16 protein-coding genes are annotated in these 17,590 nt (G+C 69.3%); 4 read left to right on the top strand and 12 right to left on the bottom strand.

Annotated features, from left to right (window positions below):
* Window positions 1–69: 69 nt before the first annotated feature.
* The 5 genes from ACFXJL_RS06445 to ACFXJL_RS06425 form a co-directional block, all read right to left on the bottom strand.
* Entirely contained in the window at window positions 70–933 is an 864-nt protein-coding gene (locus tag ACFXJL_RS06445; protein WP_358876898.1) for an ABC transporter permease, read from the bottom strand.
* Window positions 930–1,898 (bottom strand): ATP-binding cassette domain-containing protein, encoded by a 969-nt coding sequence (locus ACFXJL_RS06440; protein ID WP_358876899.1) that lies wholly within the window; start codon window positions 1,896–1,898, stop codon window positions 930–932. Before ACFXJL_RS06440 ends, ACFXJL_RS06445 begins: the two co-directional genes overlap by 4 nt.
* Window positions 1,899–2,179: 281 nt before the next feature.
* Complete coding sequence (locus ACFXJL_RS06435; RefSeq protein WP_358876900.1) at window positions 2,180–2,743, bottom strand: NAD(P)H-dependent oxidoreductase; 564 nt, start codon at window positions 2,741–2,743, stop codon at window positions 2,180–2,182.
* Window positions 2,744–2,967: 224 nt separating this feature from the next.
* Entirely contained in the window at window positions 2,968–3,342 is a 375-nt protein-coding gene (locus tag ACFXJL_RS06430; RefSeq protein ID WP_384689700.1) for a hypothetical protein, read from the bottom strand.
* Window positions 3,343–3,388: 46 nt separating this feature from the next.
* Window positions 3,389–3,766, bottom strand: coding sequence for a hypothetical protein (locus ACFXJL_RS06425; protein ID WP_358876902.1), 378 nt, complete (start codon window positions 3,764–3,766; stop codon window positions 3,389–3,391).
* Window positions 3,767–4,086: 320 nt separating this feature from the next.
* Here ACFXJL_RS06425 and ACFXJL_RS06420 point away from each other — a divergent pair, with 320 nt between their 5' ends.
* Window positions 4,087–5,010, top strand: coding sequence for a hypothetical protein (locus ACFXJL_RS06420; protein WP_384689697.1), 924 nt, complete (start codon window positions 4,087–4,089; stop codon window positions 5,008–5,010).
* Between the two features lie 202 nt (window positions 5,011–5,212).
* Entirely contained in the window at window positions 5,213–6,232 is a 1,020-nt protein-coding gene (locus ACFXJL_RS06415) for an endonuclease/exonuclease/phosphatase family protein (RefSeq protein WP_358876904.1), read from the top strand.
* 98 nt (window positions 6,233–6,330) lie between these two features.
* Here the strand turns inward: ACFXJL_RS06415 and ACFXJL_RS06410 are convergent, their stop codons facing one another.
* Together ACFXJL_RS06410 and ACFXJL_RS06405 are read right to left on the bottom strand one after the other, a co-directional pair.
* Window positions 6,331–6,729, bottom strand: a complete 399-nt coding sequence (locus ACFXJL_RS06410; protein WP_329021361.1) for an RNA-binding S4 domain-containing protein — start codon at window positions 6,727–6,729, stop codon at window positions 6,331–6,333.
* Between the two features lie 118 nt (window positions 6,730–6,847).
* A complete protein-coding gene (locus ACFXJL_RS06405) occupies window positions 6,848–8,920 on the bottom strand; it encodes a PhoX family protein (RefSeq protein WP_384689692.1) in 2,073 nt (690 codons plus the stop codon).
* A 312-nt stretch (window positions 8,921–9,232) separates the two neighbouring features.
* Between ACFXJL_RS06405 and ACFXJL_RS06400 the strand changes: the two genes are divergently transcribed.
* Window positions 9,233–11,125 (top strand): VWA domain-containing protein, encoded by a 1,893-nt coding sequence (locus tag ACFXJL_RS06400; RefSeq protein WP_384689690.1) that lies wholly within the window; start codon window positions 9,233–9,235, stop codon window positions 11,123–11,125.
* A 163-nt stretch (window positions 11,126–11,288) separates the two neighbouring features.
* On the opposite strand, the gene ACFXJL_RS06395 is transcribed toward ACFXJL_RS06400, so the two are convergent.
* Both ACFXJL_RS06395 and ACFXJL_RS06390 read right to left on the bottom strand, forming a co-directional pair.
* Window positions 11,289–12,641: a sensor histidine kinase gene (locus ACFXJL_RS06395; protein WP_384689687.1), complete on the bottom strand. Its 1,353-nt coding sequence runs from the start codon at window positions 12,639–12,641 to the stop codon at window positions 11,289–11,291.
* Window positions 12,638–13,291 (bottom strand): response regulator transcription factor, encoded by a 654-nt coding sequence (locus ACFXJL_RS06390; protein WP_358876908.1) that lies wholly within the window; start codon window positions 13,289–13,291, stop codon window positions 12,638–12,640. The genes ACFXJL_RS06395 and ACFXJL_RS06390 overlap by 4 nt, the downstream gene beginning before the upstream one ends.
* Before the next feature lie 227 nt (window positions 13,292–13,518).
* On the opposite strand from ACFXJL_RS06390, the gene metG reads away from it, so the two are divergent.
* Window positions 13,519–15,147, top strand: coding sequence for a methionine--tRNA ligase (metG, locus tag ACFXJL_RS06385; RefSeq protein ID WP_384689683.1), 1,629 nt, complete (start codon window positions 13,519–13,521; stop codon window positions 15,145–15,147).
* Between the two features lie 229 nt (window positions 15,148–15,376).
* Here the strand turns inward: metG and ACFXJL_RS06380 are convergent, their stop codons facing one another.
* Genes ACFXJL_RS06380 through ACFXJL_RS06370 form a run of 3 tightly spaced genes read right to left on the bottom strand, consistent with a single transcriptional unit; the run spans window position 15,377 to window position 17,533 of the window.
* Window positions 15,377–16,156, bottom strand: coding sequence for a L,D-transpeptidase family protein (locus ACFXJL_RS06380; protein ID WP_384689680.1), 780 nt, complete (start codon window positions 16,154–16,156; stop codon window positions 15,377–15,379).
* A gap of 5 nt (window positions 16,157–16,161) precedes the next feature.
* Window positions 16,162–17,022, bottom strand: a complete 861-nt coding sequence (locus tag ACFXJL_RS06375) for a hypothetical protein (RefSeq protein WP_384689677.1) — start codon at window positions 17,020–17,022, stop codon at window positions 16,162–16,164.
* Window positions 17,012–17,533, bottom strand: coding sequence for a SigE family RNA polymerase sigma factor (locus ACFXJL_RS06370; RefSeq protein ID WP_358876912.1), 522 nt, complete (start codon window positions 17,531–17,533; stop codon window positions 17,012–17,014). The genes ACFXJL_RS06375 and ACFXJL_RS06370 overlap by 11 nt, the downstream gene beginning before the upstream one ends.
* Window positions 17,534–17,590: the final 57 nt, after the last annotated feature.

Raw genomic sequence — 17,590 nt, 5'->3', positions numbered from 1 at the left:
GGCGGCGGATGTTCCCCCGGAAACATCCGCCGCCCGCCCCTCAGCTCAGAACGGCTCAGCGCTGGAACCTCACTTGCGGTTGTAGAGCCGCATGGTCCAGGTGCCGAACACCACCACGAAGAACACGGACCACCCCAGGGACCAGGCGATGTCCGCGGCCGGCCACTCGCCCGCCATCAACTCACGCACGGCCGTGGACACATGGGTGACCGGGCTGTTGTTGACGAATGCCTGGAGCCATCCCGGCATGGTCTTCGGGTCGACGAAGACATTGCTCAGGAAGGTCAGCGGGAAGATCACCATCATGCTGACGCCCATCACCGACTTCTCGCTCCGCAGCAGCAGCCCGAACATCGTCCAGACCCAGGAGAAGGAGAAGGAGAAGACCATCAGGACCAGGACGCCGAGCGCGATACCGACGATCCCACCGTCCGGACGATAGCCGATGATCATGCCGACGGTCAGCATCACCACGGAGGCCATCAGATAGCGGACGATGTCACCGAGGAGATAGCCCACCATCGGGGCTGGCCGCCAGATCGGGAGCGTACGGAAGCGGTCGAAGACGCCCTTGGTGATGTCGGTGTTGACCGCGACACCCGTATAGAACGTGATCATGATGACGCTCATGGTGAGGATGCCGGGCAGCAGGAACTGGATGTACTCCTCGGTGGACCCGGCCAGCGCACCTCCGAAGAGGTAGGTGTACATCAACACCATCATGATCGGGAAAGCAGTCACATCGAACAGCTGATCGGGCACGTGCTTGATCTTGAGCATCGCCCGCCAGCCGAAGGTCATCGACGCCGACAGCGCACTGGGCCGCGGTGGTCGCTCCTTGTTCACCAGGAGCGCTGCGAGATCCTCCGCCCTGGGGGCCTCGAATTCGAGGTCGGCCTTGTCACTGGACTTGGTGGTGGTCGCGGTGCTCATGCCGCCCCCTTCTTGTCGGTCAGGGCGAGGAAGACCTCGTCCAGGCTGGGCTGGCCCAGCGCGAAGTTGTCCACGGTGATTCCGTTGTGCGCGAGCTCGGCCAGTGCCTTGGCGGCCTGTTCTGCGGCGCCGAACTCACTGGCGTGCCCATTGATCCGCGCGGTCAGTGCGAGCGGATCGGAGTCGAGCAGCACCTCCACACCGAGAACCGCCGCAAGCACCCGCTCGGCCTCGGGGCGCTGGTGGGCATCACGCAGCCGCAGATGGACCGCACCGGAACCGACGGACGCCTTGAGCTCGCCCTTGGTGCCCTCCGCTATCACCTTGCCGTGGTCGATGACCGCGATGCGGGAGGCGAGCTGGTCCGCCTCGTCCAGATACTGCGTGGTCAGCAGGACCGTCGTGCCCTGTGCGACGACCGCGCGCACGATGTCCCACACCTGGTTGCGGCTGCGGGGGTCGAGCCCCGTGGTCGGCTCGTCGAGGAAGAGCAGATCGGGAGTGTTCAAGATGGACGCGGCGATGTCGATGCGCCTGCGCATGCCACCCGAGTAGTTCTTGACCTGCCGCTCCGCGGCAGCTATCAGCCCGAACGCCTCCAGCAGCTGTTCACCCCGGGCCTTGGCCGCCTGCTTGGAGTGACCGAGGAGCCGGCCGAGCAGGATCAGGTTCTCCATGCCGGTGAGGTCCTCGTCCACGGAGGCGTACTGGCCGGTCAGGCTGACCCTGGCGCGGACGGCGTCGGCGTCCTTCCGCACGTCCTTGCCGAAGACGCGGGCTTCGCCGCCGTCGGGTCGGAGCAGGGTCGCCAGCATCTTGACCGTGGTGGTCTTGCCGGCGCCGTTGGGGCCGAGGACTCCATAGACGGTGCCGGCGGGCACGTTGAGATCGATGCCGTCGACCGCCCGATGTTCACCGAAGACCTTCACCAGGCCCTTGCTCTCGATTGCCAGTTCTGTACTCATCACGCCTTTTCCTTTGGTTTCACGGTGAGGCTCGGGTGCGGGCCACTGGCACGGCGAGGCGTCGTGAGGGCCTCCCCGGTCAGCGGCGGACCATGGGTCTTCGGTTGGTTCTGTGGCCTTCGGTTGGTTCTAGGAATTCGACCGCCACGATCGACGGAAGTCATCGGTCGGACCGTAGGAATCCGGCCACACCTCGCATCCATCATGCGAAATGTCAGCACATCTCATCTGAAGTTTTTCCACACTCAACGGGCTCATCGGACTGGTGAGGCTGGTGGTGCTCAGGAGCAGTACGGCCGCAGGGCACGGGCCTCCCTGAGTGCCAAGCCCCACCAGCCGAGCTGGTCGAGCATCACCTGGGCCGCGCGGTCCTGCTCCTCCCAGCGCTCGTCGAGGAGGTTGATCGCCACGCCATTGCGCAGTGTCACGGTGTGCAGCTCGGTGAAGACCGAACGCAGCTGTTCCACCGCGTACAGCCCTTGTGAGCCATGGCCGTAGCTCACGAAGCCGACCGGTTTGGCCTGCCACTCGTCGTAGGCGAAGTCGATGGCCTGCTTGAGGGAGGCGGGAAACGACCGATTGTACTCAGGCGTCACGACGACGAACGCATCCGCAAGATCCACCTGAGCAGCGAACTCGCCGACCGCTCCGGTCGTCCGTGCGGGATAGCGGGTCGGGAAGTCGAAGTCGATCAGATCGACGACGGCCAACTCCAACTCCGTACGCTCACGGGCACGCTCGGTGAACCACCGGCCGACGCCGTCGCCCACCCGTCCCTCCCGCGTACTGCCGATGATCACGGCGACCCGCAAGGGATCCGGTGACCGCTCGCCGCACTCCCGCATCAGCCGGACCCTCCTCCCGTCGAAATCAGCCCTCACCCCTCAGGCGCGAGATCACGACGCGCGATCGCCAGATCTCATCTGGCGACAGGAACTGGCGGACCGGGTGGGCAGGCGATGACCCGCTAGATCGGACCGTGCGGCCCGGAAGGGGTCAGGAAACGGCGTACGAAGGCCAGGGGCCGCGCATGGCGTACGAAGGAGGTCAGCGACCGAGCCCGCGCAGGTCAGCGGTCGATCGACCAAGGCGCGTCCGGGGGCGGTGAGCCCTCGGCGAGGATGTGCGCGACGATCCGGAACGCCGCCGCCAGGGGCACCGTGTCCTCATCGGGATACTCGTCGTCCTGCCCGTTGGCCAGGAGGAAGCCGTCGCTCCAGCCGTCGGCACCCGGGTCCACCGCGTGCTCGCCGGGATCGCCGGCTCCGGCCAGCAGCATCACCATCGCGCGCTCGGTATTGGTCACGAAGGCCAGCGAACGCCCGGCCGAGCTGCGCAGCCAGGTCTCAAGCCGCCCCTGGTCGATCCTCGTCAGCAGCCCCGCCCGCACCGCATCGGCCGACGAGGGCTCCTCGTCGTCGGCGAACACCCAGCTCTCGTCCACGCGCCCGACCTTCTCACGGCCGGCCGCCGACACCGGGAAGGGGTGCTCACTTCTCCCGCATGTAGAAGACGTAGTACGACGCCACCAACATGGCAGCGGCGAAGAACAGCCCCATGCCCACCGCCTGGAGGATGCTGCACCCGGTCAGGCTGTGGAGGAAGCCGATCGACATTCCGCACAGCCCCGCGTAGGCCGCGGCACGCAGCTCGCGCGGCAGGGCCCGCTGGATCCGACCGAGGCCGTACGCCACCCCGACGAAGACCAGCCCGGCGACCACGCCGAAGAGGACGTCCCACCAGCTGACGGCGACCCCGGTCCGACGCAGGAACCCCGCGTAGAAGCCGAAGACCGCTCCGAGAGCCAGCGGCACCCCCCAGCTGAGAGAAATGTGGTGCCGCGCGGACGGCGTTGCATGTGTGGCCATGGCCGGGCCCCTTCCCTCACGGTCCTGCTCATCACTCCCTCTCAGGGCACACCCACACGCGGCACCCGGCAAGTCAGGGCCCATCTCGCTCGAACCACCGCACCCGCTCACCACGCGACGCCGCACGGCGCAAGCCGAGCCCAGCCGCGCCAAAGCCAGCCCAGCCGAGCCGACCCGAGCCGAACCGAAGCCAGGCAAGCCCAGGCGAGCCGAAGCCAGGCGAGGCTTTTGCAGGGCTTTGACTCCCGGGGCAGCCGGTCACGCGCCCGGTCGGCGGACCAGCGGTCGCGCCCAGGACGCGGGCCGCGTTCCCTGGAAGGGTGCGGAGTCTTCTCTCAGCGGTGTCGACGGTGCTGCTCGTGCTCGTCGCCGTCCTGACGCCGCTCAGCGCACTGGCCGTCTGGGCGGAACGAGAGATCGGCGACCCGGACGGCTATGTCTCCGCGATGGCCCCGCTCGCCTCCGACCCCTCGGTGCAGAACGCCGTGGCCGACCGCATCACCGACGAGGTGCTGACGAAGGTCGATGCCGGACCCTTCACCCCTGCCGTACGCGAACTCATCCACGACGCGGTGCTCAGCTTCGCCGCGACCGATGCGTACAAGACCGCGTGGAACACGGTCAACCGAGCCGCGCACACCGCCGTCGAACAGGCGCTGACCAGCGATGACGGCGACACCGCAAGCATCGACCTGGGTCCGGTGATCGAACAGGTCAAACGGCAGCTGTCCGCCGAGGGGGTGCCCTTTGCGGACCAGATCCCGATCGGCGACATCACGATCACGATCGTGGAGTCACAACGCCTCGGTGTGGCGCGTGAGGTGTTCGACGCCCTCCAGATCGCCGGCGTATGGCTGCCCGTGACCACGGCCCTGCTCGCCGTGGCCGCCGTCCTGTGCGCTCGCCACCGTCGGCGGGCGCTGGCCCTGCTCGGGTGCGCACTCGCGGTGGGCGGCGCACTTCTGCTGCTCATCGTCCGGGTGGGGCGGGCCGTGACCCTGAACGACCTCCCCTCGGACCTGGACCGCCCGGCGGCGGGCGCCGTGCTCGATGCCCTGACCGCGTCCCTGCGGACGACATCGTGGTGGCTGATGGGTGTGGGTCTGGTCGTGGCGATCGGTATCTGGTGGCTCGGCCGCCGCCGGCAGACTGCCCAGGACCAGGCGCACAACCAGGCGCACGACCGGGCGGGCAGGGCGGACGACCACCCCGGAACGGGCCCGGCGGACCCGGAAGGCCCTTAACCGATCCGGACCCGACCCGGACCCGATCCGCACCCGATCCGGAAGGTCCCGGACTGATTGCAACGAGTTATCCCCAAGCGGGCGAGAGGCGCAACAGAGTCGGCGAAACTGGCGTCATGACAGTGGGACGTTCCGTCGTCAGAGGTCACGGGAACGCGACCCCGGAACGCCTGCACGCGTGAAACACCTTCGGAGGCCGGTTTTGGACAGCGCCACCTCGACCGCGGCACCCGCCGCAGTACCGGACGCCCCGCTGCGGCCTCCGGGCCGCCGTCGAGCTGCCGGGTGGTTCGCCGTCCTCCTGCTGATCGTGCCCACCGTGGTGGTGGTCCACCGGATCATGGACATGGACGGGGTCACCCCCGTGCCCCAACTCCTCGCCTTCCTGCCCTGGCTGCTGGCGCCCTCGGCGCTGGCCCTGCTGTTCGCGCTGCTGGCCCGCTGGCGCGGCGGCATGGCCTGGGCCACCGTGGTCCTCGCACTGATCGGCTGGTTCGTCAGACCGTACGACTCGGGGCTCGCCGATGAGCCGAAGGGGCAGGTCATAGCCCAGCTCGACGTCCTCACCTCGAACGTCGAGTTCGGCAATGCCACACCGGGGCTGCTCGCCACGATCCAGCGGGAGCAGCCCGACCTCGTCTTCGTCCAGGAGTGCGCGGCCGTCTGCTCCAACGCCCTGGCCGCGGAGATATCGCAGGCCGAGTATCCGTACCGCAATGTGATCGAGGGGGCCGCGGCGTCCGGTTCGGCCATCCTCAGCAAGTACCCGTTGCAGAAGGCCGCGGGGATCGCGAGCCTTCATGCGATGCCCGGTTCGGTGGCGGTCATCGCAGGTCAGAAGGTCAATGTGCAGTTGGCCCACCCGCTGCCTCCGATTCCTGACGGGGTGGACGAGTGGCGCGCCGAACTGGACCTGATGCGGAAGTACGCCCGAGGGGCGAAGGGGGAACCCACGCTCTTCGCGGGGGACTTCAACGCCTCCCAGGACCACGCCGCCTTCCGGAACATCCTCGATGACGGCGACCTGCGCAACAGCTCGGCCCTCGGCGGAGCCTCCCGCACCCCGTCCTGGCCCACGATGGTCGGCCGGCCCCTTGGCACGCAGATCGACCATGTGCTGATCAGCGAGGAGTTCTCGGTGCGCAAGGCCCGGTTCTTGGAGCTGGGCAACACCGACCACCGCTCGCTCCTGGTGCGACTGGACCTCCACGCCGGCCGTTGACCCCGGGAAACGACCGACACGACCGACACGGGTGACAACCGGCGACCGGCGACCGGCGCGGGGGACGACAGGCCCGGTGACGACCGGCGCGGGGGCGGTTAGCGCGCCGGTTTCGGCTGGCCCGGCTGGAGGCGTTCCATCTCCCGCCGGTCCCGCTTGGTGGGACGACCTGCGCCCCGGTCCCGCACCGCGACCGGCGCGACGAATTCCTTCGGCGGGGGCGGCGGACTGTTGTCCACGTACGCCTGCACGGCCACCGGCGCACCCACCCGCTTGCGGATGATCTGTGCGACGACCACCAGCCGCTCACGGCTCTCATGGAAGATCCGCACCTGATCGCCGACACGGATCGACTGGGCGGGCTTCACCCGGGTGCCGTTCACTCGGACGTGGCCGGCCTTGCAGGCCGCAGCCGCCTGGGAGCGGGTCTTGGTGAGCCGTACGGACCAGATCCAGGCGTCGACCCGCACCGATCCCTGTGCACCTTCGCTATCCATGCCATCGACTCTACGGCTCGGGCAGGACGCGCAACGGATGGTTTTCGTCCCGCGCCGCGGACGAGCTGCCGAGGGGGCACCCTCGCGCCGCCCGACTCCGGACGGTGCGAGAAGGTGCTCACACGCCGATGTCGGCGCCGTCCTTGCGCCACACCGCCACCACGGACGGGCGGACCATCCGGCCCGTCCCGTCCGGCCAGGCGCTCGCGGGCTTCTGTGCCGAGGCCCCGTCCACCTCACCGGGGTGCTGGACGGCGACGAGGACCCGCCGGTCCTGGATCACAGGACCGCAGGTCTCCGCCCCGATCGGGACCGTGAGGAACTGCTTCAGCTCACCACGGCGCTCTCCGTGGGTCGCCACTCCGAAGAGTCCGTCGTGCGAGCCGAGTTGATTGCCGTCCGTGGAGATCCAGAGATTGCCGTGCGGGTCGAAGGCGACGTTGTCCGGGCAGGAGATGGGGCTGACCCGGTCCTTGGGGAAGCCGGCGAAGTAGGTCTGCGGGTCCTTCGGGTCGCCCGCGACCAGGAACAGCCGCCAGGCGAACCCGTCGCTCGCCGGATCGTCCCAGTTCTCGGCCAGTTCCAGGATCTGGCCGTGCTTGTTGAGGTTGCGCGGGTTCGCCTCGTCGGCGCCCGGCTTACCTGGCTTGCCGCGGTCGGTGTTGTTGGTCAGCGCCAGATAGACCCGGCCCGTGCGCGGGGACGGCTCGACGTCCTCGGGCCGGTCCATCTTGGTGGCCCCCACCTTGTCGCCGGCGAGCCGGGTGAAGACGTACACCTCGTCCGAGGTCATCCCCGGTACGTGTGAGACATCACCGGTGGCGAGCGGGATCCAGACGCCGGAACCGTCGAACTCGCCGTCGGCCGGGAGCGCGCCCGTACCGCTGCCGGCGGTGTACTCGGGGCTGTCGCCGGTCAGTTTGGCCACGTACAGCGTGCCCTCGTCCAGCAGGGTGAGGTTGTGTTCGCGCGCCGCCCGGGAGTTGCCCTTCTTCATCCGCTTCGACGAGACGAACTTGTAGAAGTAGTCGAACCGCTCGTCGTCGCCCATGTAGACGACCGGACGGCCGTCCTCGGTGAGCCGTGGCGCTGCGGCCTCGTGCTTGAAGCGGCCGAGTGCCGTGCGCTTGCGCGGTACGGAGTCGGCGTCGTACGGGTCGAGTTCGACCACCCAACCGAAGCGGTGCGACTCGTTCGGCTCCTGTCGGACGTCGAAGCGCTTGTCGAACCGCTCCCACTTGCGCTCGCTGGGGCCCGTACCGATGCCGTAGCGCTTGTCGGTGGCGCTGGAGCCATGGGCGAAGTACTGGTTGAAGTTCTCCTCGCCGTGCAGCGTGGTCCCCCAGGGGGTCTCGCCACCTGCGCAGTTGTTGAGCGTGCCCCGCACCCTGACGCCGGAGCGGTCGACGGAGGTGCGCAGCAGGGGGCTGCCGGCTGCCGGCCCGGTCATCTCGAAGGCGCTGGTGGCGGTGAGTCGACGGTTCAGGGGATGCCTGCTGAGCGCGATGATCCGGCCCGTCCTGCGCTCCTCCTGGACCGCGACGACGGACAGACCGTGTGCGGCCCAGGCGATCTCGACCTGCTCACGGGTCGGCTTCTCGGGGTCGTACCCCCGGAACATCAGTACCTCGTCGGTGTACTCGTGGTTGGCGACCATGAGCTGTCGACCGCGCTCGCCGGGGAGCGGGAGCAGGGAGAGGAAGTCGTTGTTGTAGCCGAACTGGCCTGCCTGCGCCTTGGCCGTCTGCCTCTCGGCGCGGAACGTGGGCGCACCGCGCAGGATCGGATCGCCCCAACGGATCACGATGTTCTGGCTGTAGCCGGAGGGGACGGTGACCGCGTCCTTCTTGTTGGGCGCGACCGGCGCGAAGCGCAGACCACGGGCCCCGTCGGCGCCACGGACCCCACCGGGCCGCTGACCACGGTGGTCGAGGGGCGCGGCCACCGCCTGCCCCGTACCGGTGCCCAGTACGGGGGCGGTGGCGGCAGCAGATGCCACGGTCACGACGGCCGCCGCCCGCACCATCGAGCGGCGGGACAGGGCACGGGCGATGATGTCGCCCGCGTACTCGTTGTCGCTGGTGTTGGGGACCTCTTGGAAGCAGGCGTCACCGCACCGGTAGCGGCAGGTGAGCGCGGAACGTCCACCCGCGTGGGGCTTGGTGCTCAACAGTGGCAGCAATCTGCGCACTTCGTCCTCCTCCGGCGCACCCGCGCCGACAGTCTGTCGGGATGTCGTCAGCCGTGACGTTAGGAGGATTTGCACGCAATGCGGCGGACACAGGGTGAACGAGGGATGAATGCACGGAAAGACATGAGCTGTACCGACCGGGAACGGTCTCGTACGGAACCGATCACAGACGAGTTTCCGTTAATCCGCCCCTGCGGGGGTTTACTACAAGTGGCCGCTAACCTTACGTGTCCGCCCTGGCCAGGACACCCTCAGAACGACTTGGTCCATATGCGGATATAAAACACCCAACTCATGCGAAAGGTTTCGCACATGGGCATTCGGAGCTTGCTGCGTAAGGTGTTCGGTCGCGATCGTTCGGAGCCCACCGAGCAGGTCGCAGCTTCAGTCCCGACCCAGTCCGAACGTCCAGAACCGGCCACCACCACCGAGGCCGTTTCCACCGAGACACCCGTCATTCCCTCGCCGGCCGAGGCACCCGCCACGGAGACCGCCGAGCCGGCGTCGGCAACCGCCGCAAAGGCGGCTCCCTCCGCGTCGGCCGCCTCCGGATCAGCCGACGCCGCTGCGACACCGGCACCCGCGCCCGCGCAGGAGGAAGCCCCGGCCGCTACGGCGGACGCCGCGTCCACACCCTCCGACCTGGCCGCCGACCTGGTGTCGGCCGCGTTCGACAATCCGCAGCCCCGGCCGCGCACCGCATCAGTGCCTTCCCAGGCCCGTACGGAGAGCGCCCCCGGAGCCAGTGCGACGGAACCGGTTGAGCAGCCGGGCGAGGAGCAGGTCGAGCAGCCGCAAGAGCCCGCGGAGGCCGTCCGGTCCGAAGCGATCAGCGCTGCCGGCGAGAGCCAGGACTCGGGTCCGGAGCTCGCCGTGAGCGGCGAAGAAACGGGATCGGCCCAGGCCGAGGACCGACCCGAAATCGAGACCGAGACCGAAGACAGGACCGAGGCAGAGGCCGAAGACAAGGCCGCGGTCACCGTGTCGGCGGGGGACGCAGTCGCATCCGTGGCGGAAGCGCCCGCCGAACCCCTGTCGGAGGCCGAGCCACCAGCTTCGGAGGCACCGCCAACAGAAGCACCGCCAGCACAAGCAGCGGCAGCGGAGGCGGAGGCAGACGAAGCGGACCGTGCGGTCACCGCCGAGGAGACCGCCCCGGTCTCGGCCGAGTCCACCGAGCCGGAGCCCACTGCGGTGGCACCCGAGGCAGACGGGGGCGACGCCGACGCCGACACGGCGGACGTCACCGCACCGGAATCAGCGACCGCGTCCCCGGCACAGCCGGTGGCCGCCCCTGCCCCGACACCGGCGCCGACATCGACATCGACACAGGAGTCCGTGTCTGAGCCTGAGCCTGCGTCCGTGTCTGTGTCTGCGTCTGAGCCGGTCGCCACGGAGACCGAGCCGGCAGCAGCCGAGGAAGTCGAGGCGGACCAACCGACCGAGCCCACCGCGGACGCCGCGGACGCCACGGACGCCACGGACCTGAACGAACCCACCCCCGAGAGCACCAGCCCCGCCGAAACCACAGCAGCCACAGCACCCACCGCGCTCGCCCCAACGCGTGCCGCCGCGGCCAGTGCACTCCAGCGGGCGGGACTCAGCGACACCCGGGCGCTCGTCTATCTGGTGTTGGACCGCTCCGGCTCCATGCGCCCCTTCTACAAGGACGGCAGCGCACAACACCTCGGTGAGCGCGCCCTCGCGCTGGCCACGCACCTCCACGAGGGCACGGCACCCGCCGTCGAGGTCGTGTTCTTCTCCACCGAGGTCGACGGCACCGGGACGCTCACCCCCGACGCGTACGAAGGAAAGGTGAACGAACTCCACGACTCCTTCGGCCGGATGGGACGCACCAACTACCACCTGGCGGTCGAGGAGGTCCTGGCACTGCACGCCAAGGCCAGCAAGGCCCTGCGGGCGGCGACCGGCAGTCGGTCCCGCAAGCCCGTTCCTGCGCTGGTGCTCTTCCAGACGGACGGCGCACCCGAGTCCAAGACCGCCGCGACCGCCGCACTCGCGGCAGCGGCCGACAAGCCGGTGTTCTGGCAGTTCATCGCCTTCGGTGAGCACGAAGCGAAGGCGTTCGACTACCTCCGCAAGCTCTCCGTCGACCATGCGGGCTTCTTCCACGCGGGCCCCAAGCCCGGCGAGCTCCCCGACGAGGAGCTGTTCGACGGCCTCCTCCAGGGGTGGAAGCCGTAGCAGCTCCGCCGCAACCCCCTACCTCGTGCCGCCGGTACCTCACGTACCGGCGGCACATGCGTTGTGAGCGGTCCGGCCAAACCGTCCCGTCACCCGCCCCCACCCATCCGTCCGTCTGCCAGCCGACCGACCGACCGCACAACGCAACACACCACAAAAACGTCTACGTCGGCTGTCGGTCCGCAACGGTGTGGACGACGGGCAGGGTCACCGTGACGGTCAGCCCCCCGCCCTCAGGGCCCGGGCCGGCCGACACCCGACCCCCGTGGGCATCGGTGATCGAGCGGACGATGGACAGTCCGAGGCCGGCCCCGGGTCCCATCCGGTCCCGTCCCTCCCCACGGCGGAAGGGCTCGAACAGGGAGGGAATGTCCTCCTCGGCGACCTTCGGCCCGGTGTTCTCCACGACCAGCACACCCTCGCCGACCGCATCGGCGGCCACCCGCACGCTCACCGTCCCGCCCGGAACGTTGTAGGCGACCGCATTGGACACCAGATTGCCCACCAACTGGGCCAACAACAGCCGGTTCCCCCGCACGACGACGCCGTACTCCACCTCGGCCCGCACCTCGTGGCGTACCGATTCCTCCCGGGTGAGCTCGCCGAGGTCGATGTCGTCGCGCTCCTCCAGTCCGCGTTCGCTGCGGGCCAGCATCAACAACCCCTCGATCAACCGCTCGCTGCGCCGGTTGGTGTCGAGCAGCACGCGTTTGGTGGCCAACAGGTCCTCGGGGGACGCACCGGTGTCCAGACCGACCTGGATGGCCGTGCGCTGGGTGGCCAGGGGCGTGCGCAGTTCATGGGAGGCGTTGGCGATGAATCGGCGTTGGCTGTCGAACGCGCTCTCCAACCGGGCGAGGAGCGCATCCAGGGTGTCACCCAACTCCTTCAACTCGTCGTCGGGTCCGCTGGCCGCGATGCGCTCGTGCAGAGTGCGTTCGGAGAGATGGCGTGCCTTCGCCGTCATGGCGTGCACGGGCCGCAGCACCCGGCCCGCCGTCCACCAGCCGACCGCGACGGCACACAGCGCGGTGATCAACAGCGCGGCCAGCGACCAGAACAGCATCTCCTCGGACGCCGCGTCGCTCACGTTCTCGGTGAGCTGTTGGGCCCTGAAGGTGGTGAGGTCGCCATGGCTCACCGACCAGAGGCCGGGCGACGACGGGTGCGGCTTGAGGACGGCCCGCCGGGCGATGGAGTCCGCCTGGTCCTCCGTGCCCGCGCGGGAGAGCAGATTGACGACGGCGAGCAGGACCCCGCCGAGGACCAGGAAGACGGCCCCGTAGACGAGGGCGATCCTGGTGCGGATCGTGGAGCCGGGACCCAGCCGTCCGGCCCCGGCGTGGCGGGTGCGGGTGCGGGGGCGGGTGCGGGCGGCTCCCGGGTCGTTGTCGACGCGCTGGCCGGTTCGCCCTTCGCGCACGACGGGACCGAGCCGGGTGCGGCGCATTCGGGCGGCCGTGATCCGCACACCGGCGATCCCGGGCGTCCGCCCGGCGCCGGGGCTCCGGGTCACAGTGCGTACCCCACTCCCTGGACCGTGCGGATCAGGGCGGGCTCGCCCAGCTTCGCCCGCAGCTTGCTCATGCAGACCCGGACGGCTCCGGTGAAGGGGTCGGTGTGCGCGTCCCAGGCCCGTTCGAGGAGTTCCTCGGCCGACACGGTCGCGCCGTCCGCCTCCAACAGGATCTGGAGCACGGAGAACTCCTTCGGGGACAGATCAAGGAGTCGCCCCTCGCGGACGGCGGTCCTGCGCACGGTGTCGAGCACGACCCCGTGGCGCTCCAGCAGGGGCGGTACGGCCCGTGCGCTGCGGCGGCGCAGCGCACGCACCCGGGAGACCAGCTCGGGGAACTCGAAGGGCTTGCCCAGATAGTCGTCCGCGCCCAGGTCGAGCCCTTCCACCCGGTCCTCCATGGATGCGGAGGCGGTGAGCATCAGGATGCGGGTGCGGGACGCGGAGGCGACGAGTTCCCGGGCGACCTGGTCGCCGTGGACGCGTGGTAGATCGCGGTCGAGGACGACGACGTCGTAGTCGTGGAGTCCCAGATAGGCCAGGGCCGCGTCTCCGCTGTACACGGTGTCGACCGCGAAACCGGCGCGGCGCAGCCCGGTGGCGACCAGCTCGGCCAGGATTTCCTCGTCCTCGGCCACCAGTACCCGCATTCCGCCTTCTCCCCTGCCATGACCGCCGCGCCGCAGGGCTCCCGGGCCCACTGCCCGTCCCGCCGGCGAAGGACGCGTTGTCCATCCAGGATGCGTCTTTCCATCCCGTTCCTATCCCGCGGGATGTTTCGCGGATGTCTCCACCACCGCGCCACTCAGCGCGGGCCCGCTCCCGGTGGGCTTTATGCGGGTGAGGGGAGCATCCGGGGGCGACTAGGATTTCGCCCATGGCGGCCACTGGAACCGAGAAGCAGGGATCGAGCGCAGACGTGCAGGCGTACTACGTGACGACCCCCATCTACTACGTCAACGACGCTCCTCACCTGGGCCACGCCTACACGACCGTCGCAGGCGACGTGCTCACCCGCTGGCACCGTCAGCGCGGCGAGAAGGTGTGGTACCTCACCGGCACGGACGAGCACGGTCAGAAGATCATGCGCACTGCTGAGGCGAACGGCGTCACGCCCCAGGAGTGGTGCGACAAGCTCGTGGAAGAGGCGTGGAAGCCCCTCTGGGAGCATCTGGGGATCGCGAACGACGACTTCATCCGGACCACCGAGAAGCGGCACACGGACCGGGTGCAGGAGTTCGTCCAGGACCTGTACGACAAGGGCGAGATCTACAAGGGCGGCTACGAGGGCCCGTACTGCGTGGGCTGCGAGGAGTACAAGCTCCCGGCGGACCTGATCGACGGCGAGGGCCCCTACGAGGGCCAGAAGCTCTGCCCGATCCACAAGAAGCCGGTGGAGCTCCTCAAAGAGGAGAACTACTTCTTCAAGCTGAGCGAGTACGGCCCCAAGCTGCTGGAGTTCTACGAGGCCAATCCGGGCTTCATCCAGCCCGAGTCCGCCCGCAACGAGGTCGTGAACTTCGTCCGCCAGGGCCTCCAGGACCTGTCCATCTCCCGGTCGACGTTCGACTGGGGCGTGAAGGTGCCGTGGGACGAGAAGCACGTCATCTACGTGTGGATCGACGCGCTGCTGAACTACGCGACGGCGGTCGGCTACAACGAGAACCCGGCGAAGTTCGCGGACACCTTCCCGGCCAACGTCCATCTGGTCGGCAAGGACATCCTGCGCTTCCACGCCATCATCTGGCCGGCGATGCTGCTGGCGAACGATCTGCCGGTGCCGGGCCGGGTGGCCGCGAACGGCTGGCTGATGGTCGGCGGCGAGAAGATGTCGAAGTCCAATCTGACCGGCATCAAGCCGCAGGACCTGACCTCGCACTTCGGCGTGGACGCCTACCGCTGGTACTTCCTGCGGGCCATCGCGTTCGGCCAGGACGGTTCGTTCTCCTGGGAGGACTTCACCGCCCGCTACACGAGCGAGCTGGCGAACGACTACGGCAACCTGGCATCGCGGGTGGCGGCGATGGTCGGCAAGTACTTCGACGGGCAGCTGCCGGAGGCCACCGCTTCCGGTTCCGCGGAGAAGGCGGTCCAGGACGGTCTGGCCACGGCGGTCACGACGGCGGACCGGCTGATCGGCGAGGAGCTCGACTTCCAGGGCGGCATCCTCGCGGTGTTCGACTTCGTGAAGCAGGTCAACGGCTACCTCACCGAGCAGGAGCCGTGGAAGGTCGCGAAGGACACCTCTCCCGAGGGTCAGGCGCGGCTGGCGACCATCCTGTACACGGCGGCCGATGCGCTGCGCGGCGTGGCGGTCCTGCTGAACTCGGTGATGCCGCGCACCTCGCAGGCACTGTGGGAGTCCCTGGGCGCTGAGGCGTCCCTGGGCGCCCTGCCCGACCAGAGGGTGCAGGACGCGGGTGCCTGGGGCCTGCTGCCGGTGGGCTCGACGGTCACCAAGGGCGCGGTGTTGTTCCCGCGGCTGGAGGAGCCGAAGAACCAGTAGCACCCAGCAGCGGCGCGTGGCGCATCCGCGCGGAACTGTGGAGTACCGGAACACCGGAAACCGGAAACCGGAACACTCGAATGCAGGCGACCCCCGGTCCCCGGGCATCAGCTCGGGCCGGGGGTCGTGTCGTACGGCGTCGGGAGCGGGGGCATACGGCGTGCGGGGTCGTACGGCGTCGGGTGCCGGGTCGTAGGGCGTCGGGTGCGCGCTGGTGCACCGGGCGGGTTCAGGCTGCCAGCGCCGCCACCGGCCCCATCACCACCACCGGCTCGGCCGCCGGATCCAGGCGCCGCAGCAACTCCTTCATGCGCTCCCGGGGCAACCCCACACAGCCTTGCGTACCGGCGCCGTGCTCGACGTGGAGCCAGATGCCGCCGCCCCTGGCGTCTCCCAGCGGCCGGGTCCAGCTCAGCGGGGTGTGCCCGGCCACCCGGTTGTAGTTGACGGCGACCACGTAGTCGAAGGCGCCGGTCAGCGGCTCACCCTCGACATTGGTGCGGTTCGGAGGGGTGAAGCCGGGCCCCTGGTCGTACGGGAGTTTCGTGCCGGGGTCCTTCAGCAGTCCGCCCGCGTCGGTCAGCCCGTACACCCCGATCGGGGTGCGCAGATCGCCCTGGCGGTGGTGCTCGGTCCAGCCGCGGACGCCGTTGCGGGTGGGCCAGATGTCCGATGCGGGCCGCCAGGCGCCCGCGGAATCGCGTTCGTACAGAACTGCGGTCCCCTGGTTGGCGTCGGCTCCCTCGGCGCGGACCACCAGTGCTTGCCTGGTCTTGAGGCCCATGCGCTGACGCGTCTTGGGGCCGAGGCCCGGTATCTCCGTGGTTTTCGCCGCGAGCGGCGAGGGCTCGGCGCCGTGTGCCGGGTTCGCCCCGGGAGCACGCTCGGCAGTGTCGTTCTCATGGGCGGGGCCCGGGCCTTCGGCCTTGCCGGACTGTGTCTGGCAGCCGCTCAGCACTAGGACGAGTGCGAGCGCCGCCGCCGATATCGCGCCCGTACGAGCGTGCATGGGATCTACCGTCCTGTCGGGGTGGTGGTATCGGATGTGTCCGCGTCATCGAGCTGGGCGCTGTCGATCATCTTCTGGACATCGGCCCAGGTCTCGGCGGTGGTGCCGGCGGCGGCGCAGACCCGGAACGCGGACAGGACCGCGGGATAGGGCTTGGAGTCGGTCACCAGACTCGCCGCGTGGGTGACCGCGCCGCCGATGGCCGCGCAGTTGTCATCCACGCCCATGGCCCGGAGCTTGCGGGAGGCCCGACCGTCGATCTTGCCCCTGGGCGGCCCGCCCGCGGTCACGGTGATGAGGATGTCCCCACGGCCGAGACGGTCCAGCGGCAGACAACCGTCCGCGTACTTCATCCGGCAGGGGCGGGTGAACGGGGCTACCGGTTGGGTGGCGATGAACCCCTGGGGCTCGACGAGGTTGCGGCGGTCCGCAGGCATCGTCAGGGTGTGCCACGCCCTCGGCAGTCGGACCGTCAGCCCGTCCAACTCCGTGAACGTCACCGTGTCCTCGGTCGGGGCGACGGCGGCGGGGGTTCGTGCGCTCAACGCCGGACGCCGGGAGTCCGCCGTGGTGGGCAGCAGCAGCGCTCCGGCCGTGGCCAGAGCCACCGCCGCGGCTCCCCCCGTCACCAGGGCCATCCTGATCCGTCGACGGCGTACGACCCGCTCCCGGACCTGGCGCAGCAGGCCATCGGATGTGGCGAGCCGGGGCGTGCCGCGTTCGAGCAGGACGCGCAGTTCGTGCTCCAGCGGCTCGTCCAGGGCCGATCCGCCCGAGGTCGGCCCGCCCGGAATCGATCCGCCCGAGGTCGGCCCGTGCGAGGTCGGTCCGCCCGAGGTCGGTCCGTTTTGGCGTTCATGCAGCACGGCGATCACCTGCCTTCGCCATGGTGGCGGGCAGCAGTGCCCGCAGGGTGCGCAACGCCTTCGACGACTGGCTCTTGACCGTGCCCGTGGCACAGCCGAGGGTGGCCGCGGTGTCCTCGACGCTCATGTCCTCGAAGTAGCGCAGGACGACGATCGCCCGCTGCCGAACCGGAAGGCTGCGGATGGCCATCGCGAGCGACTGTTCCAGATCGACATTGGCGTACGCGTCGATCGCGGTCACGGAGTCCGGTAGGTCGCCGTGCGGCACCTCCCCGCGCCAGCGTCGCCGCCACCAGGAGGCATGGGTGTGCACCAGCGCCTTGCGGATGTACGCCTCCGGGTGCTCCCGCGAGATCTTCGACCAGTTCGGCCAGACCTTCGCCAGCACTGTTTGGAGCAGGTCCTCGGCGAGGTGGGCGTCGCCGGTCAGCAGCCAGGCCATGCGCAGCAACCGGGGGCCGCGGGCGGCGACGAACGCCTCGAAGTCGCCGTCCCCGTACTCGGAGCCCATGGTCCCGTCCCCGCTCTCGTGTTCCGTCGTCCACGTAGAAGGAACGCGGTGAGGAAT

It is taken from the genome of Streptomyces sp. NPDC059256, assembly GCF_042753785.1.
In the GTDB taxonomy this organism is placed as follows: Bacteria; Actinomycetota; Actinomycetes; order Streptomycetales; family Streptomycetaceae; genus Streptomyces.
This window is presented reverse-complemented; position numbering and strand designations above follow the sequence as displayed.